Origin of the sequence: Paenibacillus harenae DSM 16969, assembly GCF_000422465.1 — a bacterium.
In the GTDB taxonomy this organism is placed as follows: Bacteria; Bacillota; Bacilli; order Paenibacillales; family Paenibacillaceae; genus Pristimantibacillus; species Pristimantibacillus harenae.
This window is the reverse complement of record NZ_KE383842.1, coordinates 1,992,912-2,014,797: the sequence shown is the minus strand read 5'-3', so window position 1 is coordinate 2,014,797 and position 21,886 is coordinate 1,992,912. Positions and strand designations below refer to the sequence as shown.

Sequence of the window (21,886 nt, the reverse complement as noted above, 5' to 3'; positions counted from 1 at the left end):
TTTTATATTATAAAACAAAGGAGTGGTTTTATGCGCATAATTCGTTATCGAGAGGATGCTTCCATCAAATTAGCTGCGATTACGGATACCGAAGAAATTTTTCCGCTGGAGGATTCCGATTTTATATCATTGGTACAAAGGGCAGCGCGGGACGGCGTTAGCGTTTTAGAAAAGGTAAAGCGGAAAATCGACTCATCCCAAGTGTTGAACAAAGAGATTCACCAGCTTGATCTGATCGTTCCGCTGGAAGCCCCGGAGATATGGGCGGCAGGCGTAACCTATATGCGGAGCAAGGAAGCGCGAAATTATGAAGCGGCAGACGGAGACGGGAAGGGCCCTACCTATTACGATAAAGTGTATGATGCCGCCCGGCCGGAGCTGTTCATGAAATCGACTGCTGCGCGGACGGCCGAACCGGGCGGCGAAGTGTGCCTGCGAAGCGATTCAAGCTGGCAGGTTCCGGAGCCGGAGCTCGGGTTGGTGCTGGATCGGAACGGGAGTATCCTCGGCTATACGATCGGAAACGATATGAGCTGCCGAGACATCGAAGGCGAGAATCCGCTTTATTTGCCGCAGGCCAAAATTTGGCGTCAATCCTGCTCCATCGGCCCTGCTATTCGGCTGGCCGATACCGTTGCGGATCCTTATGATCTTCAAATAACCTGCCGCATTTACCGCGGAGGCAAGAAGGTCGTTGACGAATCGGCCAATACGGGCCAGCTCAAACGGAAATTTGGAGAATTGGTAGCTTATCTCGCCAAAGATAATGTCTTATTTGACGGCACTGTGCTTCTTACCGGAACTTGTATCGTGCCGCCGGAACAGTTCACGCTGGAGCTGAGTGACCGGATCGAGATTGATATAACGGGAATTGGCACATTAACGAATACAGTCGTATCGGCATAGAAAAGGAGATGACTTTTTATGAAGGAAGCCGTTGTTATCGACAATTATATCGGCGGGCAGTGGAAGCAGCCCGGCAATCGGGAACGCCTGGAAAGCATTAATCCGGCAAACAAACGGGAGATCGTCGGGTATGTTGCGGATTCTACCGGCGTTGAGCTTGATGAAGCGGTTTATGAAGCAGAAACGGCAAGACTGCTGTGGCGGAAGAAGACAGGCGCAGAGCGCGGGCAGCTGCTCGTCAGGGCGGCGGAGCTGCTGGAAAGCCGCTTGGATGACATTGGAGAAACGATGTGCAGGGAAATGGGGAAAACCTTTGCCGAGGCGAAGGGGGAGACTGCGCGGGGAGCTGCGATTTTGCGCTATTACGCCGGAGAAGGCTTGCGCAAAATCGGCGATGTCATTCCGTCCAGCGATGCGGAGGCGTTTCTATTTACGACACGTGTGCCGCTTGGCGTAGTGGGTGTAATCTCGCCTTGGAATTTCCCCGTGGCGATCCCGATCTGGAAGATGGCTCCGGCTTTGATATACGGCAATACGGTCGTTTGGAAGCCGGCAACGGAAACGGCGGTAACGGCGGCGGCTGTCATGCAGTGCTTTCATGAGGCAGGTTTTCCTCGGGGCGTCGTTAATATGATTACAGGCAGCGGTTCTGTGGTCGGGAATGGGATTGCCCATCATCCCGGTATCCAAGGCATCACCTTCACAGGCTCTAACGCTGTCGGAAAACAAGTCGGTCAGGCTGCCCTTTCCCGCGGAGCGAAATATCAATTGGAGATGGGCGGCAAAAACCCGATCATTATCGCGGGCGACGCCGATTTGGATTTAGCCGTTGACGCTGTAATTAGCGGCGGGCTGCGCTCGACGGGACAGAAGTGCACGGCGACCAGTCGAGTGATTGTCGAAAAGTCCATTTACGGGCTCTTCAAAACGAAGCTACTCGACAAGGTAACAACGCTAAAGGTCGGCAACGGCATGGACGCTTCTGTATGGCTCGGACCATGCGCGAACGAAAAACAGCTGGAAACCGTGCTTAGGTATATTCAAAAAGGAAAGGAAGAAGGAGCCGTTCTTCTGTATGGCGGTACACGGCCTGAGGATAGCGCGCTGTCAGACGGTTATTATATTACTCCCGCCGTGTTCGAGCGCGTTGAGAGCCGGATGTCCATCGCGCAGGAGGAAATCTTCGGGCCCGTGCTTGCATTAATCGAAGCAGAGGACTTCGAAGACGCAATCTCCTTGGCGAACGATACGGCGTACGGACTTAGCGCATCCATTTATACGAAAAATATCGGGAACGTTCTGTCGTTTGTTCAGAATATGGAAGCGGGACTCATCAGGGTCAACGCCGAGACCGCGGGTGTCGAGCTGCAAGCTCCGTTCGGCGGCATGAAGCAGTCCAGTTCTCATTCAAGAGAGCAGGGCCAGGCAGCTATTGAGTTTTTCACTTCTGTCAAAACGGTTTTTATTAAACCGTAACCTCAGCCTTGATAGGAGGAATGGAGATGGACATAGACTCGAGCTTCGAACAGATCATGGGGCGCGGCATGGATTCTGATTTCATCATACAAACGCAAGCATCGGGGCCCATAGGCTCGCTCCCGCTTACACATGAAAGGCTTCTGAATTCGCCAAGCGGCGATTTGTTCGGCTGGTCGCAAAATGTGGGAATGGGGTGGAGCCCCTCCCGACTGCTTGGCCGGGAGGTACTTATTTTGGGAACACAGGGCGGGATCCGCAATGAAGACGGCTCGGCGGCGGCTCTCGGCTATCATACCGGCCACTGGGAAATCGGCCTTCTGATGAAGGAAGCGGCGGATGAAATTACTCGGGCGGGAGGTATTCCGTTTGCCGGTTACGTAAGCGACCCCTGCGACGGCCGGTCGCAAGGCACGTCCGGCATGTTCGATTCGCTGCCCTATCGCAACGATGCGGCGATTGTTCTCCGGCGGCTCATTCGCTCGCTGCCCACAAGGTCCGCCGTTCTCGGAGTCGGAACATGCGACAAAGGTCTGCCTGCGATGATGATTGCTCTAGCCGCAATGAGAAACCTTCCTGTTGTTATCGTACCCGGAGGCGTAACGCTTCCGCCGATTAACGGAGAAGACGCAGGTAAGATTCAGTCGATTGGAGCGCGTTATGCGAACGGCGAGCTTACGCTCGAGGCAGCGGCAGATTTAGGCTGTCGGGCTTGCGCCACGCCCGGCGGCGGATGCCAGTTTCTTGGTACGGCCGGTACCGCGCAGGTTGTAGCGGAAGCGCTGGGTCTGACTGTCCCGCATGCGGCGCTCGCTCCGTCGGGCCAGCCGATCTGGTCAGAGATGGCCCGCCAATCGGCAAGAGCGGCTTTATATATGGCGGAGTCCGGCATAACCTCCGCCAGCATCATGACCGATGCCGCAGTTCGAAATGCCATGGTCGTTCACGCTGCTTTCGGGGGTTCAACGAATTTGCTTCTGCATATCCCGGCCATTGCCCATGCGGCAGGCTTAACCGTTCCAACGGCCCAGGACTGGACAGAAACGAACCGCAGCGTTCCTAGACTTGTAAGCGTTCTGCCAAACGGACCGCTCTATCATCCGACGATACGGGTTTTTCTCGCGGGAGGCGTCCCCGAGGTGATGCTGCATTTGAGAAAGCTCGGCCTATTAGATGAGAAAGCGCTTACGGTAACCGGACAGACGATCGGCGGCATGCTGGATTGGTGGGCGGCATCCGAGCGGCGCAGCCGGATGAGACGTTATTTAATGGAGGTTGACGGTGTCGATCCGGATACGGTTATTTACAGTCCGGAGAAAGCCAAAGCTGCAGGCATGACCTCGACCGTGACATTCCCGTCGGGGAACATTGCTCCGGAAGGGTCAGTCATCAAATCGGCAGCTATCGATCCTTCGATGATTGACGCAGCAGGCATTTATAAACATGTCGGCAGGGCAAAGGTGTTCACGACTGAGCGTGACGCGATTCGCGCGATAAAGAATGGAGGGATTGAATCAGGCGATGTTCTGGTTCTAATCGGGCGCGGCCCGATGGGAACCGGAATGGAGGAAACCTATCAATTAACCTCCGCTCTCAAGCATCTATCCTTCGGCAAGCATGTAGCGCTTCTTACCGATGCGCGGTTTTCCGGCGTGTCGACAGGCGCATGCATCGGTCATATCGGTCCTGAAGCTTTGGCTGGCGGACCTGTCGGAAAGCTTCGCGACGGAGATTGGATCGATGTGCGAATTGATCTTGCCAAGCTTGAAGGGCAAATCAATATGGTAGGGAGCAGCCTCTTGCCTGCTACGCCTGCAGTTGGCACTTGCGAATTGGCTGATCGCAGCCCTCATCCCGGTTTGGCCGAGGATCCGGAACTGCCAGACGACACAAGGCTCTGGGCCGCGCTGCAAGCTGTAAGCGGAGGCACCTGGAAGGGCTGCGTCTACGATGTCGAAAAAATAATACAGGTGCTGAATGCCGGTATGGATGCAATGGCAAGTGAAAAAAGGTAAGCGATGAAGGCTCGGTAATTGAGAGATTTTGCGGACAGAGGATCGATGATGGAAATATCCTCTGTCCTTTCCGATGTCCCCTCCCAATTGGATTGAATCGCCAATTCCACTAATCCAAGTCCCGCATTGTCTCCGCCGACATATTAAAAGGCAGCTTCCCTGGCCGCATTGTGAGCCAGTCTGTGCAAGTAGTTGTTTTTCTTATGTTTGCCAATATACTTGATTTGAACGTCAACCTCGGGGAACTGACGATTGAGATTGGCTAGAGCCGCTAATAGTTCATTTCTTCCTTGCTCGTCATGGGGTTGCGAAAAGCGGTCTTGCGCCAATATACGCGAAATGCGGCTGCAATCGGTAAAAATAAAGGCTTGTTTCGGTTGACGCTCCAATAATGCTGCCGTAAGAGTTTCCAGACTAAGCACGATCGCCTGAATTTCGCCGTAGTTTGAACCATGATCCCGCTCGATCGGCAGCTTCTTGGCGGTTACGCTTACCGTTCGATTGTAAGCCGTGCAGCAAGCTGCGCCGAATAAGTTGCGCGAAGCGAAGCCGGCGTAATCGCAGTAAAGGAACATCGTTCCTTTATTCACGATATTTTGTCTTAGGCTAGAGCTGGCGAAGGCTTTTTTGATTAGCTGGTCCTTGATTAAATCCATGAGCGCATCTCCTATAAATGGACGGTACCGATTGATGGATATTCGATCAGGATAAACCGAAGGGTCTAAATTTAAACCTGTGCCGTACATCGTCGTCTAAGAGTTAGTTGGCATCAGCGTGAAGATCGTGCAGCTGGTGAAACTGTCACGGCTGACCCCCGACGGATATAGTGGCAAAAAAACACCTTACTGACCGAAAAGTCGGTATGGTGTTTTTTTATCATATGAACTTAAGAAATTAGCGCCGAACGACAATCGGGTCGGCTTTGCAGATCTATATTTTGAAGATAGTTTATAAAAATGAGTGATTTTACAATAGATGAACCCTACATGGCATGCTATTCTATACCGTGAATTCCCAGTCATGATTGCGGAGGTGAGGAGGGATCGATAACGCGGGATGGAGAAAAAGGAGGAAGAAGGGTTATCGCAAAGAAAAAATGAAAACGCTTTAACTGGATTTATATTTTATTTTTAGGGAGGACAATTGACAAATGCATAGCCGCATCACAGACGCATTCGAACGAATAGGAAAAACGTCAAGACAAGCCGGGCGGGTCATGGTTGTTTCCCTGATTGCCGCACTTCTGCTTCAGACGATCGGACCGGTACAGGGCACGCCGGTGCATGCGGCGGAGGAGCCGTCCGCGAACGGTTACCTGGATAAAATGATTTTCGGCAACGCGGGCTCCGAAAGCGCACACCATTTCAAGGGCGATGCGACCAGCGCCATCACCGGCGCATTGGGCGAACCGGCGCGGGTATCGAATCCGAGAGTGCCGGCGGAGAAGCAAGGCGGAGATTTGACGTTTACGATGAAGGTCGATCCCGACCGGCAGAACTATTTCACCGTAAAGTTCTGGGGGAACGACGCCGGATATACGACCGTGGTCAATATAAGCGGCGGGCAAGTCGGTTATCTCCGATTCGGCGATTACCAGCCGATTAACAGAGGCTTCGGCAATCCGCTGCCGGAACGGTTTTACTATGGTACGACCATGCTTCCGCTGGAGTCGACCTTCGGCAAGGAAACGGTCGAGATCACCATTAAGACGTTGGATGTATGGGGCGTGATGAGCAGTCCGTCCAGAGGCTATTATAACGCCTACACGCATACGGACGCATGGCTTGATGTAGCCGGAGAAACGCAGGGCGCCAAACCGATCCCCGAAAATGCGCTGTCGCCCGGTCTGACGGATGCGGAAGAGCAAGAGATGGTCGATGGGTATACGCAGAGCCAAATCGATATGTTCAACAGATTCTCGAATGCGGTGGATGCCAGCGCAAACGCCAAATTATCAATCGTAAAGTATGTCGATGACCTGCGGTTTTATGCAAATGCGCTGCATTACGACTGGTCGCCGGCGAACACGCCGGAGCTGAAGAAAGCGGCGCTTCAGCGTATTTTCAAAGTCATCGACAACCATGTCAAAGATTATTACGGCAATACCAGATTGGTGACGCGGGGCGGCCATCAAGGCGACTGGGGCGGCTACTACGGCGCGCTTGGAGAAGCTTTGTACATCGCGGAGAAGCTGATTAACGACGACGGCATCTATGGCACGGCCGCATTCGAAGCTTTCTTGGACCAGCCCTTTGCCACCGGGACGATTGCGGGAGAGTTCTCCCTTGCGGGCACAGACTGGGACGGCGGGGAATTGACGCGCCGCGAAGCGTGGGAAAGAACGCTGAAGGCGAACTTCGACTTTGCCCGTTCGAGACTGTCCTATATTTATAATCAGGTTGTGTATACGTACGAAGGCGCCTGGGAAGCGCACGAAGGATTACGGATGATCGGCTCTTCCTTCTATGAAGGCAAAGAACGCAGCCGGCAAATCCTGCTTGAAACGCTGGGAGGCGCGCCGTTCCTCGGGGAAGAGGTGCTGGTCGGCCCAAGCGGCGAGGAATTGGATTTGTACCATTCCTTATTCTATCATGACGGCAGCGCAAGATTTACGGACGATTATTTGCAAATCGTCGCCAAGGGACTGGCGCAAAGCAAAAGGGATGCGGACGGAAACGTCGTCAGACGGTTGCCGTACGGCAAGCATTACACGGGCATGACGGAAGCCGGCTTGACCAGAGAAAACGGTTATGTCGCCAACTACGGGGAAGCGACGAACTATTTGCCGGAATATTATTTTAAAACGTTATTTAACGGCGGAGATGAAGCGTTGAATGACGAAATCCTGAAATTGGCGCTCAAAAACCTGCATGCCAGAGGCTATACCCGCATTTCGGGTACGGATGGGGACGGAAACCGGCTGATGAGAGCGGAGCAGGTGACGGACGAGCGAAATACGAACATGGTGGGATTTCCCGCATACGGCGTTCGAGCGGACGGCGTGGAAGGAAAAGGAATGCTGTATGCGTCGCTGGAAATGGCCATGGTTCAGAATGAACAAAAATACAGCGGTCCGGAATGGGATATTTACTGGCAATACGCCAAAGAAGCCGTCGGATTTATCCAACAGCAGCTGGCGGATAATCAATACTTCCCATTCTTCGGCACGACAAAATCAAAAAATAAAGTCGATTATTTATTGGCGGATACTTACAAATACGTGACGGAAATGCGCGCTGACTACGACAGGTTCGACAGCGTGGCGGCCGGCGTCGTTCTTCCTCTGACGGACTTTGATTACTACAAACCGGAAGAGCTGGGGAGTCTTGGCGTAAATCCGGAGGATTACGAGAGGTTTGCCTTTGCGGACGTCGACAATATGTTCTTCTCGATCCGGGACGGCGATCTCCGCATGTTCGCCAATCTGAACGAGCTGAATAAAGGCTACAGCGGCATCGGCAGGCTTCATGTGATGAACGGGACGCATAGCTTTATTACCGAAGTTGCGACTAACAGCCAATTCCAATATGAAGACTATTGGATTCGCATGCATAACGTGGACGCGATCTTTATGCAGGACCAGGCATCGAACGGTTCCGGGGCTCCGCAAGCGCTTGCGGGTGAAATGCTTCCGATCACATATCAGCCTGGCGTTGGCAAAGTGTCGCGCGATAATTTTGAGGCGGACACGCCTTATGCCGGGTATCCGGACCTGTTGACGGCAAGATACGGAAAGTATCTGATGGCTGTCAATTCAACGCGCGATGCCTATGGGAACGCCAAATCGTTTGACGTCGAGCTTCCGGCTGACTATAGCGGAAGCACGGTGCTGGATCTCGTCTCGGGGCGGCAAATCCCCGTTTCCGGCGGGAAGGTAACGGTTCCGGCGAAGACGGCAATGGCATTGAAATTGTCGTCCGATCTCGACTCCGCTCCGAAACCGTTCCATGTGGACTTTGTGAACGCGCTCGCGGGGAACGGCTATGCCGGTATTTCGTGGAAGACAACTTCGGGCGGGCTGTCTTATACAATAAAACGTTCGGCAGAGGCAGCCGGTCCTTACGAGATTATTGCAGCCGGCGTCACGGGCAATTTCTACAAAGATACGACCGTTCAGAACGGCAACGTCTATTACTATAAAGTAGCGGCCGTGAACGAGAGGGGAGCAGGTTGGGATTCCCACTACGCGAAGGTCGATTTATCGGCGCCGGCGTCGGGCGACAGCGGTGAAGCATGGCGTGACGACCGGATCGGCACGGCGACGGGCAGCGCTTCGGTTTCCGGCTCCGTTATCGCGGTACAGGGTGCAGACGGCCAAGGATTGGGCGAAGGCGACGATCTGATCATCTACAAGAGAGAGATTCACGATTCCTTGCATTTTGTCAGCCAGGCCGTCGCGGGCAGCAGCTCCATCAGCGCAAGGATCGACGAGCACAGCGGAAAGTCCAGCGGCATTATGATGCGCGATTTGCTGCAAGCAAGCGCCCGATACATTTATTTCGGCGCCGATCAGGAGGGCAACCTTGTCCTGCAGAACCGTACTAGGGATTCCCGCCATGATTTCTCGGATACGAGAAGAAGTCCTTTCAATGCGAACCTTCAAGGTTACACGGCAGCCGAGTATCCGTATGTGAAGCTGGTTCGCGATCACGATTCGCAATATGTGTATGCCTTTGTATCCAAGGATGGGGCAGATTGGGACTATGTGGCGCAATTATTCACCGTCCTCCCATACGCGTATTATACCGGTGCCGCGGCGTCGGAACAGGCGCGGTTCACCGAGGTATCGGTAACGGAAACGCCGCGTGGAAGCCTTTCTCCTTTTATTGATAAAGAGGAAGATCAGGTTACCCTGTACTGGAATAAACCGAAGCAGGCCTCCTGGTTCAATGTGTATCGCACGACGGATGAGGCGGCAAGAGAAACCGATCCGGTATTTAAACCGGGTACGATGGAGCCCGAAGAAGGTTCCCCATGGGAGCTCGTTCTTGCAGAGACGAGATCGACATCTTATAAGGAAACCAATTTGAGATACGGCAGTCTCCATTACAAGGTTTTGCCGATTCACGGAGACGGATCGTCGCAGCCGTTCTCGGCAGCCGTTTCCGTTTACGCGGATTCGTTCGAAGTTGCCATGCAGCGCATGGAAAGCTTGCCGGCAGCCGACTATACGAAGGCCAGCTACTATGTGTTCCGCCAAGAATTGGATCGTATCAAAGCGGAAATGACGAGCCCCGAAGCGGACGAAGAAGCGCTGATCAGCGCCGTCTACGATGCGCCTAGACTGCTCGTTTCGTACAGGACATTGCTGGCGAAAGCGAAGATGGATCCCGTGATGGTCAAGGCGTCGGAGAAATTCTGGAATAACGACAACATTTCCGAGGCGCAAAACGGATGGTATATGTTCGACGGCAATCCCGATACGATTGTCCACAACCGATCGGCCGTAAGCTGGGTGGACGTCGACTTTGGAGCGGGCAATGAAAAGGTGATCGATACTTTCCGCTACCTTCCCAGGAGGACACATGTCAGCCGCGTCAACGGTACCGTATTTAAAGGTTCCGACGATGGCGTGAATTGGGTTGACCTGTACAAGATTCCGGCGACATCGGAATACAAATGGCACTCCGCCATTAATCCGGACACGACGCCATACCGTTATATCCGTATCTACGATGACCATAACGGTTTCGTGAACTTTGAAGAAGTCGAGTTTCTGGAGAGAGGCATTGACAAAACGCTGCTCGCGCTCTTGTTGAATAAAGCTGCGTCTGCGCAAGATGCCGGCATCTATACGGAAGAAAGTTTGCAAGCCCTTGAGCAGCAGGTATCGGCGGCAACCGCGGTACGAGATAACCCGGATGCGACTCAGGATGAGGTTGACGCCGCAGACAACCAGATGTCGGCTGCGCTGGACGGACTGCAATATATGCCGGGCATGCCGGTTCTTGAATCCCTTGCCGACAAGACTCTCATTGCGGAAAACACGCTCGCCTTTAAGGTTCAAGCCGTCAATGCGGTTACGGATGTCACCTACGGGGTTAACGGTCTGCCCGAAGGAGCAGCCTTCGATGCGGCCGCTCAAACGTTCGCCTGGACGCCGGGCAAAGAACAGGGCGGCGTGCACGTCGTAACGTTCACCGCGACGGCGGGCGAGTTGTCTTCTTCCAAAACGATTAAAATCACGGTCAAAGGACAGCCGGTATTCGAGCCCGTTACGACCGTTGAGCTGACGGCCGAACAGGAATTCACCTATCCGGTTCCTGCTTCCGATCCGACCGGCGAACCGTTGGTGTACAGCGTCGGCGAATTACCGTCAGGCGCGGCATTCCATGCGGCAACCGGCGTATTCAGCTGGAAACCGGCCCAATCGGATTACGGCAGCCATCCGGTAACGTTCACGGTCAGCAACGGCCGGTTTTCGGTTAGCCAAACGATCGACTTCAACGTAAATCTCCATATTCTTCCGACGGAAGACTACACGAAAGGCAGTTACTACCTGTACCTGAAGGAAGTAAAGCGGATCGAAGTGGAAATCTTGAAACCGGATGCCGACAGAGCGCAGCTTCTGGCTGAACTTGACCAGGCAGAAGGTAAGCTTGATCAAGTACCGTTGTCGCTCTATTCTTTTGAAGGAAATGCCGGCAATTCAATCGGATCGTCTCACGGAACCATTGTAGGCGTGCCGGGTTACGAGGAAGGAAAGATCGGACAAGCCATCGATCTGAACGGCACGGATAGCTACGTCAAACTTCCGACGACGCATGCTCTAGCCGGTTACGACGAGATCACCTTGTCAACCTGGTTGTACTGGAAGGGCGGCAACCAGTGGCAGCGAATCTTCGACTTTGGCAACAACACGAATCAATACCTGTTCCTTACGCCGAGATCGGGCAACAATACGCTTCGTTTCGCGATCAAGAACGGCGGAACCGAGCAAATCGTGCAAACGTCGCAGCTGGCGGCCAATCGATGGGTTCATGTGGCGGTGACGCTGGGCGGCGGTTCGGCAAAGCTGTATGTCGACGGGGAACTGAAGGCGACGAATAGCAGCGCCACGATCAAGCCGAGCGATTTTAAACCGGGCGTCAATTATATTGGCAAAAGCCAGTGGCCCGATCCGCTGTACAACGGCATGATCGATGAATTCCGCGTCTACAATCATGTCTTAAGCGCGGACGAGATCAGAGCGGTCGTGAACAATACGGCGAAGAACTGGATAGACAACACGTTAATTCCGATTCTGCTCGATGAAGCGGCAGCAGTTAACGCCGAGCATTTTACGGCTGAAAGCGCGGAGGCGCTTCAAGCGGCAGCATCGGCGGCACAAGCGGTGCATAACAATGCCGATGCAACCCAGGCGGAGATCGATACGGCGGCCGCGACTCTTCTGCAAGCGCTGGAAAGCCTGGAGATCAAGATCACGGCAGCACTCGATCCTTCCGCGCCGAACGGCATGAATGGATGGTATACGGTACCCGTAACCGTAACCTTGTCGGCTTACGGGAACGTGCAGTACAGCCTGGACGGAGGAAGCAGCTGGAGCGTCTATGACGCGCCTGTCGCCCTTAGCCGGGAAGGTTCGAACCAAATGCTGTATCGTCCCGTAACCGTGACCGATTCGGTTTATCCGAAATCGGCGGAAGCGAAGATCGACCTGACTGCGCCTCAGGTGGATATCATCGGTGAACCATCCTACGCGATTGATCAGACGGTCAACATCACGTGCAATGCGGTTGACAGCGTATCCGGCGTGACCTACTCGCCGTGCGATGCACCGCTCGTGAGCGTAAAGGCGTACACGTTGGAGCCGGGCGTTCATAAGGTAACGGCGGAAGCGGAAGATGCCGCGGGGCATCGCGGGTCGGCCGAGCATTCGTACAGCGTATATGCGACATTCGACAGTCTTTCCGCGCTGACCGGTACGTTTGCGGCCGAAACCGGCGCTGCTGGCGGGGAGGAAGTTGCTGCATCGCTGCAGCGGCAGCTGGAGACGGCCGAAGCGAAAGCCGCCGAAAGGAAAGGCGCCGAAGCCCGCAAACTGCTGCAAGCGTACATCACGGAAGTGAAGAATCAAAGCGGCAAAGCGTTCACGGCCGAGCAGGCGGCGGTACTGGTCCGCTGGGCGCAGTGGCTGCACGATGTCACGCCGCTTGCCGGTGGGGCACCGGGGAAACCGGTTCTCGCTGACAACAACGACCACGACACGGGACTAAAGGATGGCAGCTATACCGTCACGATGAATCTGTGGTGGGGGAACAACGGCACCGCGTTCAAGCTGTATGAGAACGGCGAGCTGATCGGCGAGCAGTCGCTGACGGACAACTCGCCGCAGGCGCAAACCGTGAAGACCGACATTACGGGCAAAGCGAATGGCACGTACACGTACACATGCGAACTGACGAACGCCTTCGGAACGACGGCGTGCAGTCCGCTTGTCGTCACCGTCACCGACGCAGCGCCGGGTAAGCCGGTGCTGTCCCATAACAACTGGGACGGGGACGGGAACTTCGATGTTACGATGAACATGTGGTGGGGAACGAACGGTTCCGAATACCGCTTGTACGAGAACGGCGAATTGATCGATACGAAGACGCTGAGCGTAGCGACGCCGAACGCGCAAAAGGCGGTAACCAATATCTCCGGCAAAGCTCCGGGCTTATATGAGTACCGCGCTGTATTGCTGAGTGCGGCGGACGAGACGAGCAGCGAGACGATCACCATTACTGTGAAGCAGCAAGAGGATTGATGATCGCAGACAACCGGTAAAGAAGCATAGTCGGAAGCCCCCAATCGAATCCTGGTTTCGAGATTGGGGGCTTCTTATTTTCGTTATCAAATCGTAAAGGAGATGAATTTGAAATGAAGAGGATTTTAGCGGTTTCAATGATTTTATGTCTTCTGGCAAGCATGATCGGGTTTGTCGATAAAGGGCAAGCAGCTGCCACTGACTTCGTACATCCAGGCATCCTGCACACGCAAGCGGATTTCGATCGCATGAAGCAGATGGTTAACGCGGGCACGCAGCCGTATCTGGATGGTTATAATAAGCTGGTTAGCAGCCCGCTTTCATCGTCCAATTGGACCCCGCGCGCTACGGATACGATCATTCGCGGCGGCACTGGTGACAACGTAGCCTTGTTGAACGTCGATGTTGCCCGCGCTTACCAGAATGCCTTACTATGGAAGATCACCGGCAACACGGCCAACGGTGACACGGCGCGCAATATTCTGAACGCCTGGTCGTCTACGCTTACGACGATCTCCGGGGCTGCCGAACGCTATTTGGCTGCCGGACTTAACGGATATCAAATGGCTAACGCAGCGGAGATTATGCGGGACTATCCCGGTTTCAACGTGACCCAGATGCAAAACATGCTGCTGAATGTATTTTACAAGCCTCTTATCGAGCGCTTCCTTATAGGCAATGAATACGGCAAGGATCACAACGACGCATACATCCAAAATTACCGGGCGAACTGGGATCTGTGCAATATGGCGGCGACGGTTGCGATTGGCATTTTTACTGACCGCCGGGATATCTACAGCATTGGAATCGAATACTTTAAACACGGCGCCGGAAACGGTTCCATCTATAATGCGATTCCGTTCCTGCACCCGAACGGGCTTGCACAGTGGGAGGAGTCCGGGCGCGACCAGGCGCACACGCAAATGGGAATCGGATTAATGGCTGCAACGGCTGAAATGGCTTGGAATCAGGGCGACGATTTGTACGGGTGGGCAAATAACCGCTTCATGCGCGCTGCCGAATACGTCGCCAAATATAACAACGGAGATGATAACGTTCCGTATGCGACTTACGAAAGGGGGACCGGCACAACTGGCGCCGTCCACACAGAGACGGTAATATCCAGCGCCAGCCGTGATGAATACCGCCCGGTTTGGGAAATGATCTACAACCATTACGCAAAACGCAAGGGGCTGTTGGTGCCCAATATTGCCGCACGCGCCCAACTGGTGAGACCGGAAGGCGGTCCCGACACCAGATATCCTTCAACATTCGACCAATCCGGATTTGGTACGCTTCTCTATACCCGGCCGGCTGGCGGCGGTGGAACGGCAATGCTCCCCGGCGGAAATATTCCTGACGGCACCTATCGTTTCATTGTGCGTCATACCGGCAAGGCTATGGATGCGGCCGGAACAACTAGCGGTTCAAGTATACGGCAATGGACGTCTAGCGGGGGAACGAATCAGCAGTGGACCGTGACCCATCTTGGCGGAGGACAATATAGCGTCAAGAATGTGCAGAGCGGACTTTATTTGGATATAGCAAGCGCTTCTCTGGATCATGGCGCCAAATTTAAGTTGTGGAACAGTAACGGCGGCGACAACCAGAAATTTGCTTTTATCCCTGTCGGCAGCGGTTATCACCGCATCACCCCCGCGCATACCAACAAGCCGGCTGACGTGGAAGGGATCTCTACGGCTGATGGAGCCCTTATCCAGCAATGGCGATATCTTTCCGGCAATAATCAGCAGTGGAGGCTCGAACCGGTATCGGTAAACGTTCGCTTGCAATCGTATAATTATCCGGACCGCTTCGTGCGGCACTTTAACTATCGCGCACAGATCGCTGCCAACGTTTCTCCGGTTCAAGACTCCCAGTTCAAGATGGTTGCCGGATTGGCTGATCCGAGCGGCGTTTCGTTCGAGTCCGTTAATTTCCCCGGGCGCTACCTGCGTGTTCGTTCGAGCGGAGAGGTTTGGCTGGATCCGAGCGACAGCACGACGGCTTTCGCCAATGAGGCGACCTTCCGCCGCGTAGCGGGATTAGCGGATGCCCAGAAGTCGTCCTACCAGACGTGGACGGATTCGGCCAAATATTTGCGCCACTCCAATTATCTTTTGTATGCCCAGAGCGGATCGGGATCGACGTTTAACGCCGATGCGACTTTTACCGAAACCGCTCCGTAAAGCCAAAGTTTTGGGTAAACAAGCAATCCCCGCAACGGGATTGCTTGTTTTTTCTTGCTGTTTAGGGAATTGTGCGGCATGCAAGGCGGAGAACGCGCGAATGAACGGCAGAAATGCCGGTGGAATATCTTGGTCCTAGGTATTCTTATTAGAATTGGATTATGATGAACTTGTCTCTACTCATATCTGCTCATATTAAACAGTAAAACCCCCGGCCTCTCAATATGGTTTCTCCTCATGCATTGATGATAATAACTATTATGTTAATTTCAAAGCCGTACTTTTTGTATCATTTTTAAGAAAACGCTTAATTACCAAATCTCATATGCTTTAAAGCTTTTACCAGTCAAAAAAAGCCTAATTTCGACATTGAAAATAACATTGAAATTAATTATATTATGTGATATAAATAAAATTGTTAATATGAACTTTAATACCTTGAAAGGGGATAAAAAGGATACCGATACAATACCCGTGATAGTGATGAATGCAGGCATTTCCGGTTAATAACATTAAAAAGACGTGAGTAAAGCGTATGATTTTTAATGGAAAAGATCATACTAAAAAAGAAGTTGACAATAATAGTAGTTTGGATTATTGTTAATTAACAGGTTTAAAGTTAATAATTATGCTAATATCAACCTGTGAAATTAATACTTACTATTGTAGGGGGAGAGCAATGAAAAAATCTTTATTATTCCTTGTTGTAACCGTTTTCATCCTAAGCATGGTATTGTCCGCTTGCGGGTCCGGCAATACTAACGGCAGCAATGAAGGAAAAGCCAACGAAACTGCGACTAACCAGCCAAACGCCGATAAACCGAAGGACAAGGTGACAATCAACCTGGTGGCTTTCGCGCAACCGCACGAGCAGAAGATGTATACCCAGTTGATCAAGAAGTATCAGGAGAAATATCCTCACGTCAAGGTGAATTACATTACGACACCTCCTGCAGATTACGCTACAAAGTTGCAGGCGATGATCGCAGGCGGCCAGACGCCGGACGTATTCTACGCATCGCCGGAGAATGTCAGCTTCATGGTTGACACCGACCAGCTGCTTGATTTGACGCCGTATATTGAGAAATCGGACATTTTCAACGTCGACAATGTATGGCAGAAAGGCATCTCGAAGTATACGCGTGACGGCAAAACCTACGCGTTGCCGAAGGACGTTGGACCATTCGCATACGTTTACAACAAATCGCTGTTTGAAAAGGCCGGCATCCCGACTCCGGACCCGAAAAAACCGCTAACCTGGGACGAGTATATTTCGATCGCCAAAAAGCTGACGCTCGACGATAAGGGCAATAACCCGGAAAGCCCGGATTTCAACCCGAAGAAAATCAAACAATACGGCGCGGGCTTCTGGTGGCACGAACCGGCCGTATGGGGCAACGGCGCCGATTACATTAACGAAGATGGCACGAAAGTTACGATCGACGACCCGAAATTTATTGAATCGCTGCAATTTGTGGCCGACCTGCGCAACAAGCATCATGTCGTTCCGTCCTCAGAAGACGAGTCATCGATGGGGGGTTATACGCGCTGGTTGAACGGTACGGTAGCCATGTTTCCGATGGGTCCATGGGATACCGCCGCATTTTGGGATTTGAAGTTTGATTACGACCTGATGCCTTGGCCGTCCAATAACGGCACATGGGGTACGTGGCTCGGCTCCCAAGGCTTCGGCGTATCCGCGAAGACGAAAAACCCGCAGGAAGCGTTCGACCTTGCTGCATTCCTGAGCGTCGACCCGGACATTCAGCGTGAAGCGATGACCATGGGACTGCAGGTGCCGAACTTGATCGATATGGCGAAAAACGATTACTTGAACATGACCGACAAGAAGCCGGTCAGCAAACAAGTGTTCCTTGACGTGATCGAAACGAACGGCCATGACTGGGCGTTCGAGAAGACGTATGACCGTGAATGGTATGACCTCTTCAACTCCAGTGTAACCCAGGTGTGGGATGGCAAGAAGACGCCTGAAGCGTTCGTTAAGGAACTTCAGCCGAAAATGCAGGAGCTTGTCGACAAATCGATCGAGAAGAAGAAGAAAGCCCAAGCGCAAAAATAAACGAAGTAAAGGACGGACGGGTATGGGACACTTCCCATGCCCGGATATTCTTTAAAGGTGAAGGAACGGATACATCAAGGAGAGGTGAGAGCATGCAGCTGACTGAAAAGAAGAAGGAAATGTGGATAGCGTACCTATTTATCCTGCCATTGCTTCTTCAGTTTGCGCTTTTTACGGTTGGCCCTATGATTTTCTCGGGCATCATGAGCTTCACGGATTGGAATATCGTTCAGAAGGCCTCATTTGTAGGCTTCGACAATTATAAGAATCTATTCCAGGATGAAAAGTTCTGGAAATCTCTCTATAACACCGTCTACTATATGATCGGAATACCCGTTGGACTGATCTTAGCGATGCTTCTTGCGATTGGGCTGAACCGGCCGATCAAGGGTTCTAAGGCGTTTCGCGTCATATTCTATATGCCGGCCGTTTGCTCGCTGGCGGCAGTCGCCATCCTGTGGCAGTGGTTGCTTAACAAGGATTACGGTCTCATCAACTATGCATTGAGCTGGTTCGGTATTGAAGGGCCGTCGTGGCTAGGGAACGAGACGTGGATCAAGGCCGGCCTCATTATCATGATGGTCTGGAAAGGGGTCGGCGCTTCCTCGATCTTCTATCTGGCCGGTCTGCAGAACGTCCCGAAATCGCTGTATGAAGCGGCGGAAATCGACGGAGCAGGGAAGTTCGGCATGTTCCGCCATATTACCTTTCCTTTATTGACACCGATGACGTTCTTCCTGGTGATAACCGGGCTGATCGGCGGTTTCCAGCTGTTCGTCGAGGTCGTCATCATGGCAAGCAACGGCGGAGACGGACCGAACAACAGCGCGGTGACGCTTGTCGTGTATATGTTCCAGAAGGCATTCAACTACTATGAAATGGGCTACGCAAGCGCCATGGCATGGGTGCTCGGTATCATCATGTTCATCATCACGTTCATCCAGTTCAAATTCCAGGACAAATGGGTGCACGAATAAGCGAAGGAGGAGCTTAAGTGAGCGCCAATCCAAAGATAATGCAAGGCCTGAGTAAAAAGGCGAGCGAAAGGTGGACGGATTTCATCGTCTATTCTCTCCTGACCCTCGGTTCTCTCGTGATCCTTATTCCGTTCTGGTGGATATTCATCACAACGATGAAATCACCGATGGAAGCATTTGTCATGCCGCCCGACTGGTTCCCGAAACCGAATTTTGTGAAATATACGGAGATTTGGGAGAAGGCTCCTTTCCTTCAAGGTATTTTGAACAGCCTGAAGGTGGCGCTTCCGATCATCATCGTAGGCACCTTTACGTCCTCGCTGGCGGCCTTTGCTTTTGCGAAGCTTCGTTTTCCGGGCCGCAATTTCCTGTTCCTTATGCTGCTTGCTACGATCATGATTCCGTTTCCGGTCGTCATGATCCCGCAATTCGTCATGTTTTCGGAGCTGCAATGGATCGACAGCCTGAAACCGCTCATCATTCCGGCGATGCTCGGCAACGTATTCATGATGTTCTTCATCCGGCAATTTATGAACGGCATCTCGGATGAGTTCATCGAAGCTGCCAAAATCGATGGCGCCTCGCTGTTCGGCATATTCATCAAGATCATGCTGCCTATGGTCAAGCCGGCCGTCGCGGCGCAGCTTATTCTATGGTTTCTCGGCATCTGGAACGATTACCTGGGGCCTCGTATCTATCTGAGTACGCCGGAGAAGAAAACGATACAGCTGATGATGGCCGACTTCAACGCTTTCTATGTGATCCAGAGCGATTATCCGCTCATCATGGCGGCCGCGTTCATCGTCATGATTCCGATTCTGATCGTCTTTCTCGTGTTCCAGCGTTACTTCGTCGAGTCTCTTAATTTCACGGGGGTAAAGGGTTGATTAGGGGGAAGATCAGTCCCGACATGCCGGTGAGACCGCTTGGGCAAGCAGATCGACGCTCTTGGCTTTGACAAATCGAAGCCCGGCGAGAATTACTCCGCCGGGGCTTCATCTGCTTGCCGGTAATATAACTTAAATACGATGTCCTGGTTGTAGTTGCCAAAGCCGGAGCCGAACAGCGTGACTCCGCCGATGTGTTGGGCGTTCTCATCAATACCGGTCCTGAAATTCAGTTGTTTCTCCCGAATATTCAATTGGTCGAGCGAGACAACGGACACCTGATTTCCGTCGATAAACGTTCCTTGCTTGTTCACCTTGATCACCTTAAGAAGTCCGTACTGATTGATTTCGTCCCACCACCAATCCGGCGTATACTTCCCGCGTTTGCCGCCGAAATCGCCCGGACTTGTCCAGGTGCCGAGCTTGACGCCGTTGAGGTGGAAGGAAATGTCGGAAGGCCAGTTCCGGTTGGTGAACGGGGCTTCGGAAGAAATCTCCATTGAAATTTCAAGCTCTTCAGGGTTTTCATCGCTGAGCAGGTAGTTTGGCACTTTGTATTCAACGAAGCCTCGCCCGAACCATAGAATCTTGGCGTTGAAGCGTTCAGCATCGAGGAAGCAGCGCGGTTCGTCGAACTCGCCGATCACCTTCTCCGTCGAGGCCAACCCGCAGGTAGGCTCGATCTGGAAATCGGTGTAATGCCCAACGGATACGATAGTTTGGTGATAGTCTCGGGTAGGCGCCATATCGCCCTTGCGCGGAAAATCGATGGTGATCTGCTCGGCGACGAGCGTACATACCTTGTGATTGCCGCCCTTGCTTGGGATTTTCGTTGCTTGGATAATGCCGGCCTTCTCCAGTTTCTTGACGTGCATGGTCATAATGGAACTGCTTAAATTCAGGGCTTGGGCAAGTTCTTTGATGTTCATGTCCTGCATAGCCAGCAGATTGATGACTTGCAAACGTACGCTGCTCGACAGCGCTTCATAGATGGGCAGCGAGAGAGGGGTCGTATCGATTTTCATTCTTTATTCTCCAGACTAGTTTTGAAATTAATATTCTTATAAACAATATACGTACTTTATTAATGAATTACAAGGCAGATGAAATAATGACGGAGGGATTCCTGTGAACAATCGTTTGCGTGCCATAGTCGTTCTGCTGGCGGTCATGTTACTGGTCGTTGGTTGTGCGGACGGTCGCCCGGCGGAAGGTGGTGACGGGATAACCGAACCCCCAGTTTTTGAAGACGTTACGGTTCATGATCCTTCGGTCGTGAAGGTTGACGAAACTTATTATGTATTCGGGTCGCATTTGGCATCGGCGAAATCAACCGACTTGAAGGCCTGGACCCAGATATCGGCAGACGTCAGTTCCGGTAACGTACTAATCCCCGATCCGTTTCTCGAACTAAAAGAAACGTTCGAATGGGCGGAGACGGGGACGCTGTGGGCGGCAGATGTCATCCAGCTGAAGGACGGCAGGTTCTATATGTATTACAATGCGTGCCGGGGTGACTCCCCGAGATCGGCGCTTGGCGTAGCGGTCGCGGACAGGGTGGAAGGGCCTTACAAGGACCTCGGAATTCTGTTGAAGTCCGGTATGGACATGACCGAGCCGCTTGCGGACGGCAGCTACTATGATGCGACCATCCATCCGAACACGGTCGATCCGGACGTATTCTATGACAAGGACGACAATCTTTGGATGGTGTACGGCTCTTATTCGGGAGGTATATATATTCTGAAGATGGATCCCGAATCGGGAAAGCCGGAACCGGGACAAGGATACGGCAAGAAACTGCTCGGGGGCAACCATGCCCGGATCGAAGGGCCCTTCATGCTGTATAGTCCGGAAACGAAGTACTACTATTTATTCCTCTCCTACGGCGGGCTTGACGCAAACGGAGGATACAACATAAGGGTCGCACGTTCGAAAAATCCGGATGGTCCATTCGTCGATACGGAAGGAAACGATATGGCCCGCGCTATGGGAGCGCCCGGTACATTGTTCGACGACCGCTCCATTGAGACTTACGGCGCTAAATTGATGGGAAATTTTCAATGGATCGGCAGCGAAGGAGAGGAGGAAGGCGGTTACGTCTCCCCTGGTCACAATTCCGCTTATTATGACAGGGAAAGCGGCAAGTATTATCTCATTTTTCATACCCGGTATCCGAATAGGGGCGAAACGCACAATGTTCGTGTCCATCAAATGTTTTTGAACGAGGACGGGTGGCCGATCGCGGCACCGCACCGTTATGCGGGTGAAACGATCGGACAGTACGGCAAGAAGGACGTTGCCGGCGCATATAGACTGGTTAATCATGGAAAAGAAATATCTGCCGACATTAAACCGTCCGTTACGATTACATTGGAGAGCGACGGCAGGATTACGGGAGCGTTCGCGGGCACGTGGAAGCTGTCGGACGGTAACAAGGCGGAGGTTACTCTTGACGAAACCGCCTACTCAGGCGTCTTCGTCCGCCAGTGGGACGAGGCCGCGCAGACGGAGACTATGGCGTTTACCGTATTGTCGCAGGGAGGAGCAGCGGTCTGGGGCAGCCGTGGCTCTGACCGCAAGGAGCTGACAAACTAATATAGCTAT

Annotated in this window: 11 protein-coding genes; 9 read left to right on the top strand and 2 right to left on the bottom strand. The window is 52.7% G+C overall.

The genetic code is table 11. The features are described 5' to 3' along the window. Positions 1-30 precede the first annotated feature (30 nt). From H581_RS0119485 to H581_RS0119475, 3 genes are read left to right on the top strand one after another with little or no spacing between them, the layout of a single operon-like run. Complete coding sequence (locus H581_RS0119485; RefSeq protein WP_028611485.1) at positions 31-906, top strand: fumarylacetoacetate hydrolase family protein; 876 nt, start codon at positions 31-33, stop codon at positions 904-906. Positions 907-924: 18 nt separating this feature from the next. Next, entirely contained in the window at positions 925-2,382 is a 1,458-nt protein-coding gene (gene gucD / locus H581_RS0119480) for an alpha-ketoglutaric semialdehyde dehydrogenase GucD (RefSeq protein WP_028611484.1), read from the top strand. A gap of 26 nt (positions 2,383-2,408) precedes the next feature. Beyond that, on the top strand, positions 2,409-4,397 hold the full coding sequence (locus H581_RS0119475) for a YjhG/YagF family D-xylonate dehydratase (RefSeq protein WP_051250987.1): 1,989 nt from the start codon (positions 2,409-2,411) through the stop codon (positions 4,395-4,397). Between the two features lie 143 nt (positions 4,398-4,540). Here the strand turns inward: H581_RS0119475 and H581_RS0119470 are convergent, their stop codons facing one another. Further along, positions 4,541-5,053: an RNase H family protein gene (locus tag H581_RS0119470; protein WP_028611482.1), complete on the bottom strand. Its 513-nt coding sequence runs from the start codon at positions 5,051-5,053 to the stop codon at positions 4,541-4,543. Between the two features lie 494 nt (positions 5,054-5,547). Here H581_RS0119470 and H581_RS36555 point away from each other — a divergent pair, with 494 nt between their 5' ends. The 5 genes from H581_RS36555 (at position 5,548) to H581_RS0119445 (ending at position 19,279) form a co-directional block, all read left to right on the top strand. Then, positions 5,548-13,146, top strand: a complete 7,599-nt coding sequence (locus H581_RS36555) for a LamG-like jellyroll fold domain-containing protein (RefSeq protein ID WP_051250985.1) — start codon at positions 5,548-5,550, stop codon at positions 13,144-13,146. Between the two features lie 113 nt (positions 13,147-13,259). Continuing rightward, positions 13,260-15,335, top strand: a complete 2,076-nt coding sequence (locus tag H581_RS34560; protein ID WP_084134630.1) for an RICIN domain-containing protein — start codon at positions 13,260-13,262, stop codon at positions 15,333-15,335. A gap of 679 nt (positions 15,336-16,014) precedes the next feature. After that, the gene (locus tag H581_RS0119455) at positions 16,015-17,415 is read left to right on the top strand and encodes an ABC transporter substrate-binding protein (RefSeq protein ID WP_028611481.1); all 1,401 of its coding nucleotides are present in this window, start codon (positions 16,015-16,017) and stop codon (positions 17,413-17,415) included. Between the two features lie 92 nt (positions 17,416-17,507). Next, complete coding sequence (locus H581_RS0119450; protein ID WP_028611480.1) at positions 17,508-18,392, top strand: carbohydrate ABC transporter permease; 885 nt, start codon at positions 17,508-17,510, stop codon at positions 18,390-18,392. Positions 18,393-18,439: 47 nt separating this feature from the next. Continuing rightward, positions 18,440-19,279: a carbohydrate ABC transporter permease gene (locus H581_RS0119445; RefSeq protein WP_425414623.1), complete on the top strand. Its 840-nt coding sequence runs from the start codon at positions 18,440-18,442 to the stop codon at positions 19,277-19,279. A 92-nt stretch (positions 19,280-19,371) separates the two neighbouring features. Here the strand turns inward: H581_RS0119445 and H581_RS0119440 are convergent, their stop codons facing one another. Then, positions 19,372-20,304: an ArsR/SmtB family transcription factor gene (locus tag H581_RS0119440; RefSeq protein WP_028611478.1), complete on the bottom strand. Its 933-nt coding sequence runs from the start codon at positions 20,302-20,304 to the stop codon at positions 19,372-19,374. A 145-nt stretch (positions 20,305-20,449) separates the two neighbouring features. Here H581_RS0119440 and abnB point away from each other — a divergent pair, with 145 nt between their 5' ends. Continuing rightward, positions 20,450-21,877, top strand: coding sequence for an arabinan endo-1,5-alpha-L-arabinosidase AbnB (abnB, locus tag H581_RS0119435; protein WP_051251079.1), 1,428 nt, complete (start codon positions 20,450-20,452; stop codon positions 21,875-21,877). Positions 21,878-21,886: the final 9 nt, after the last annotated feature.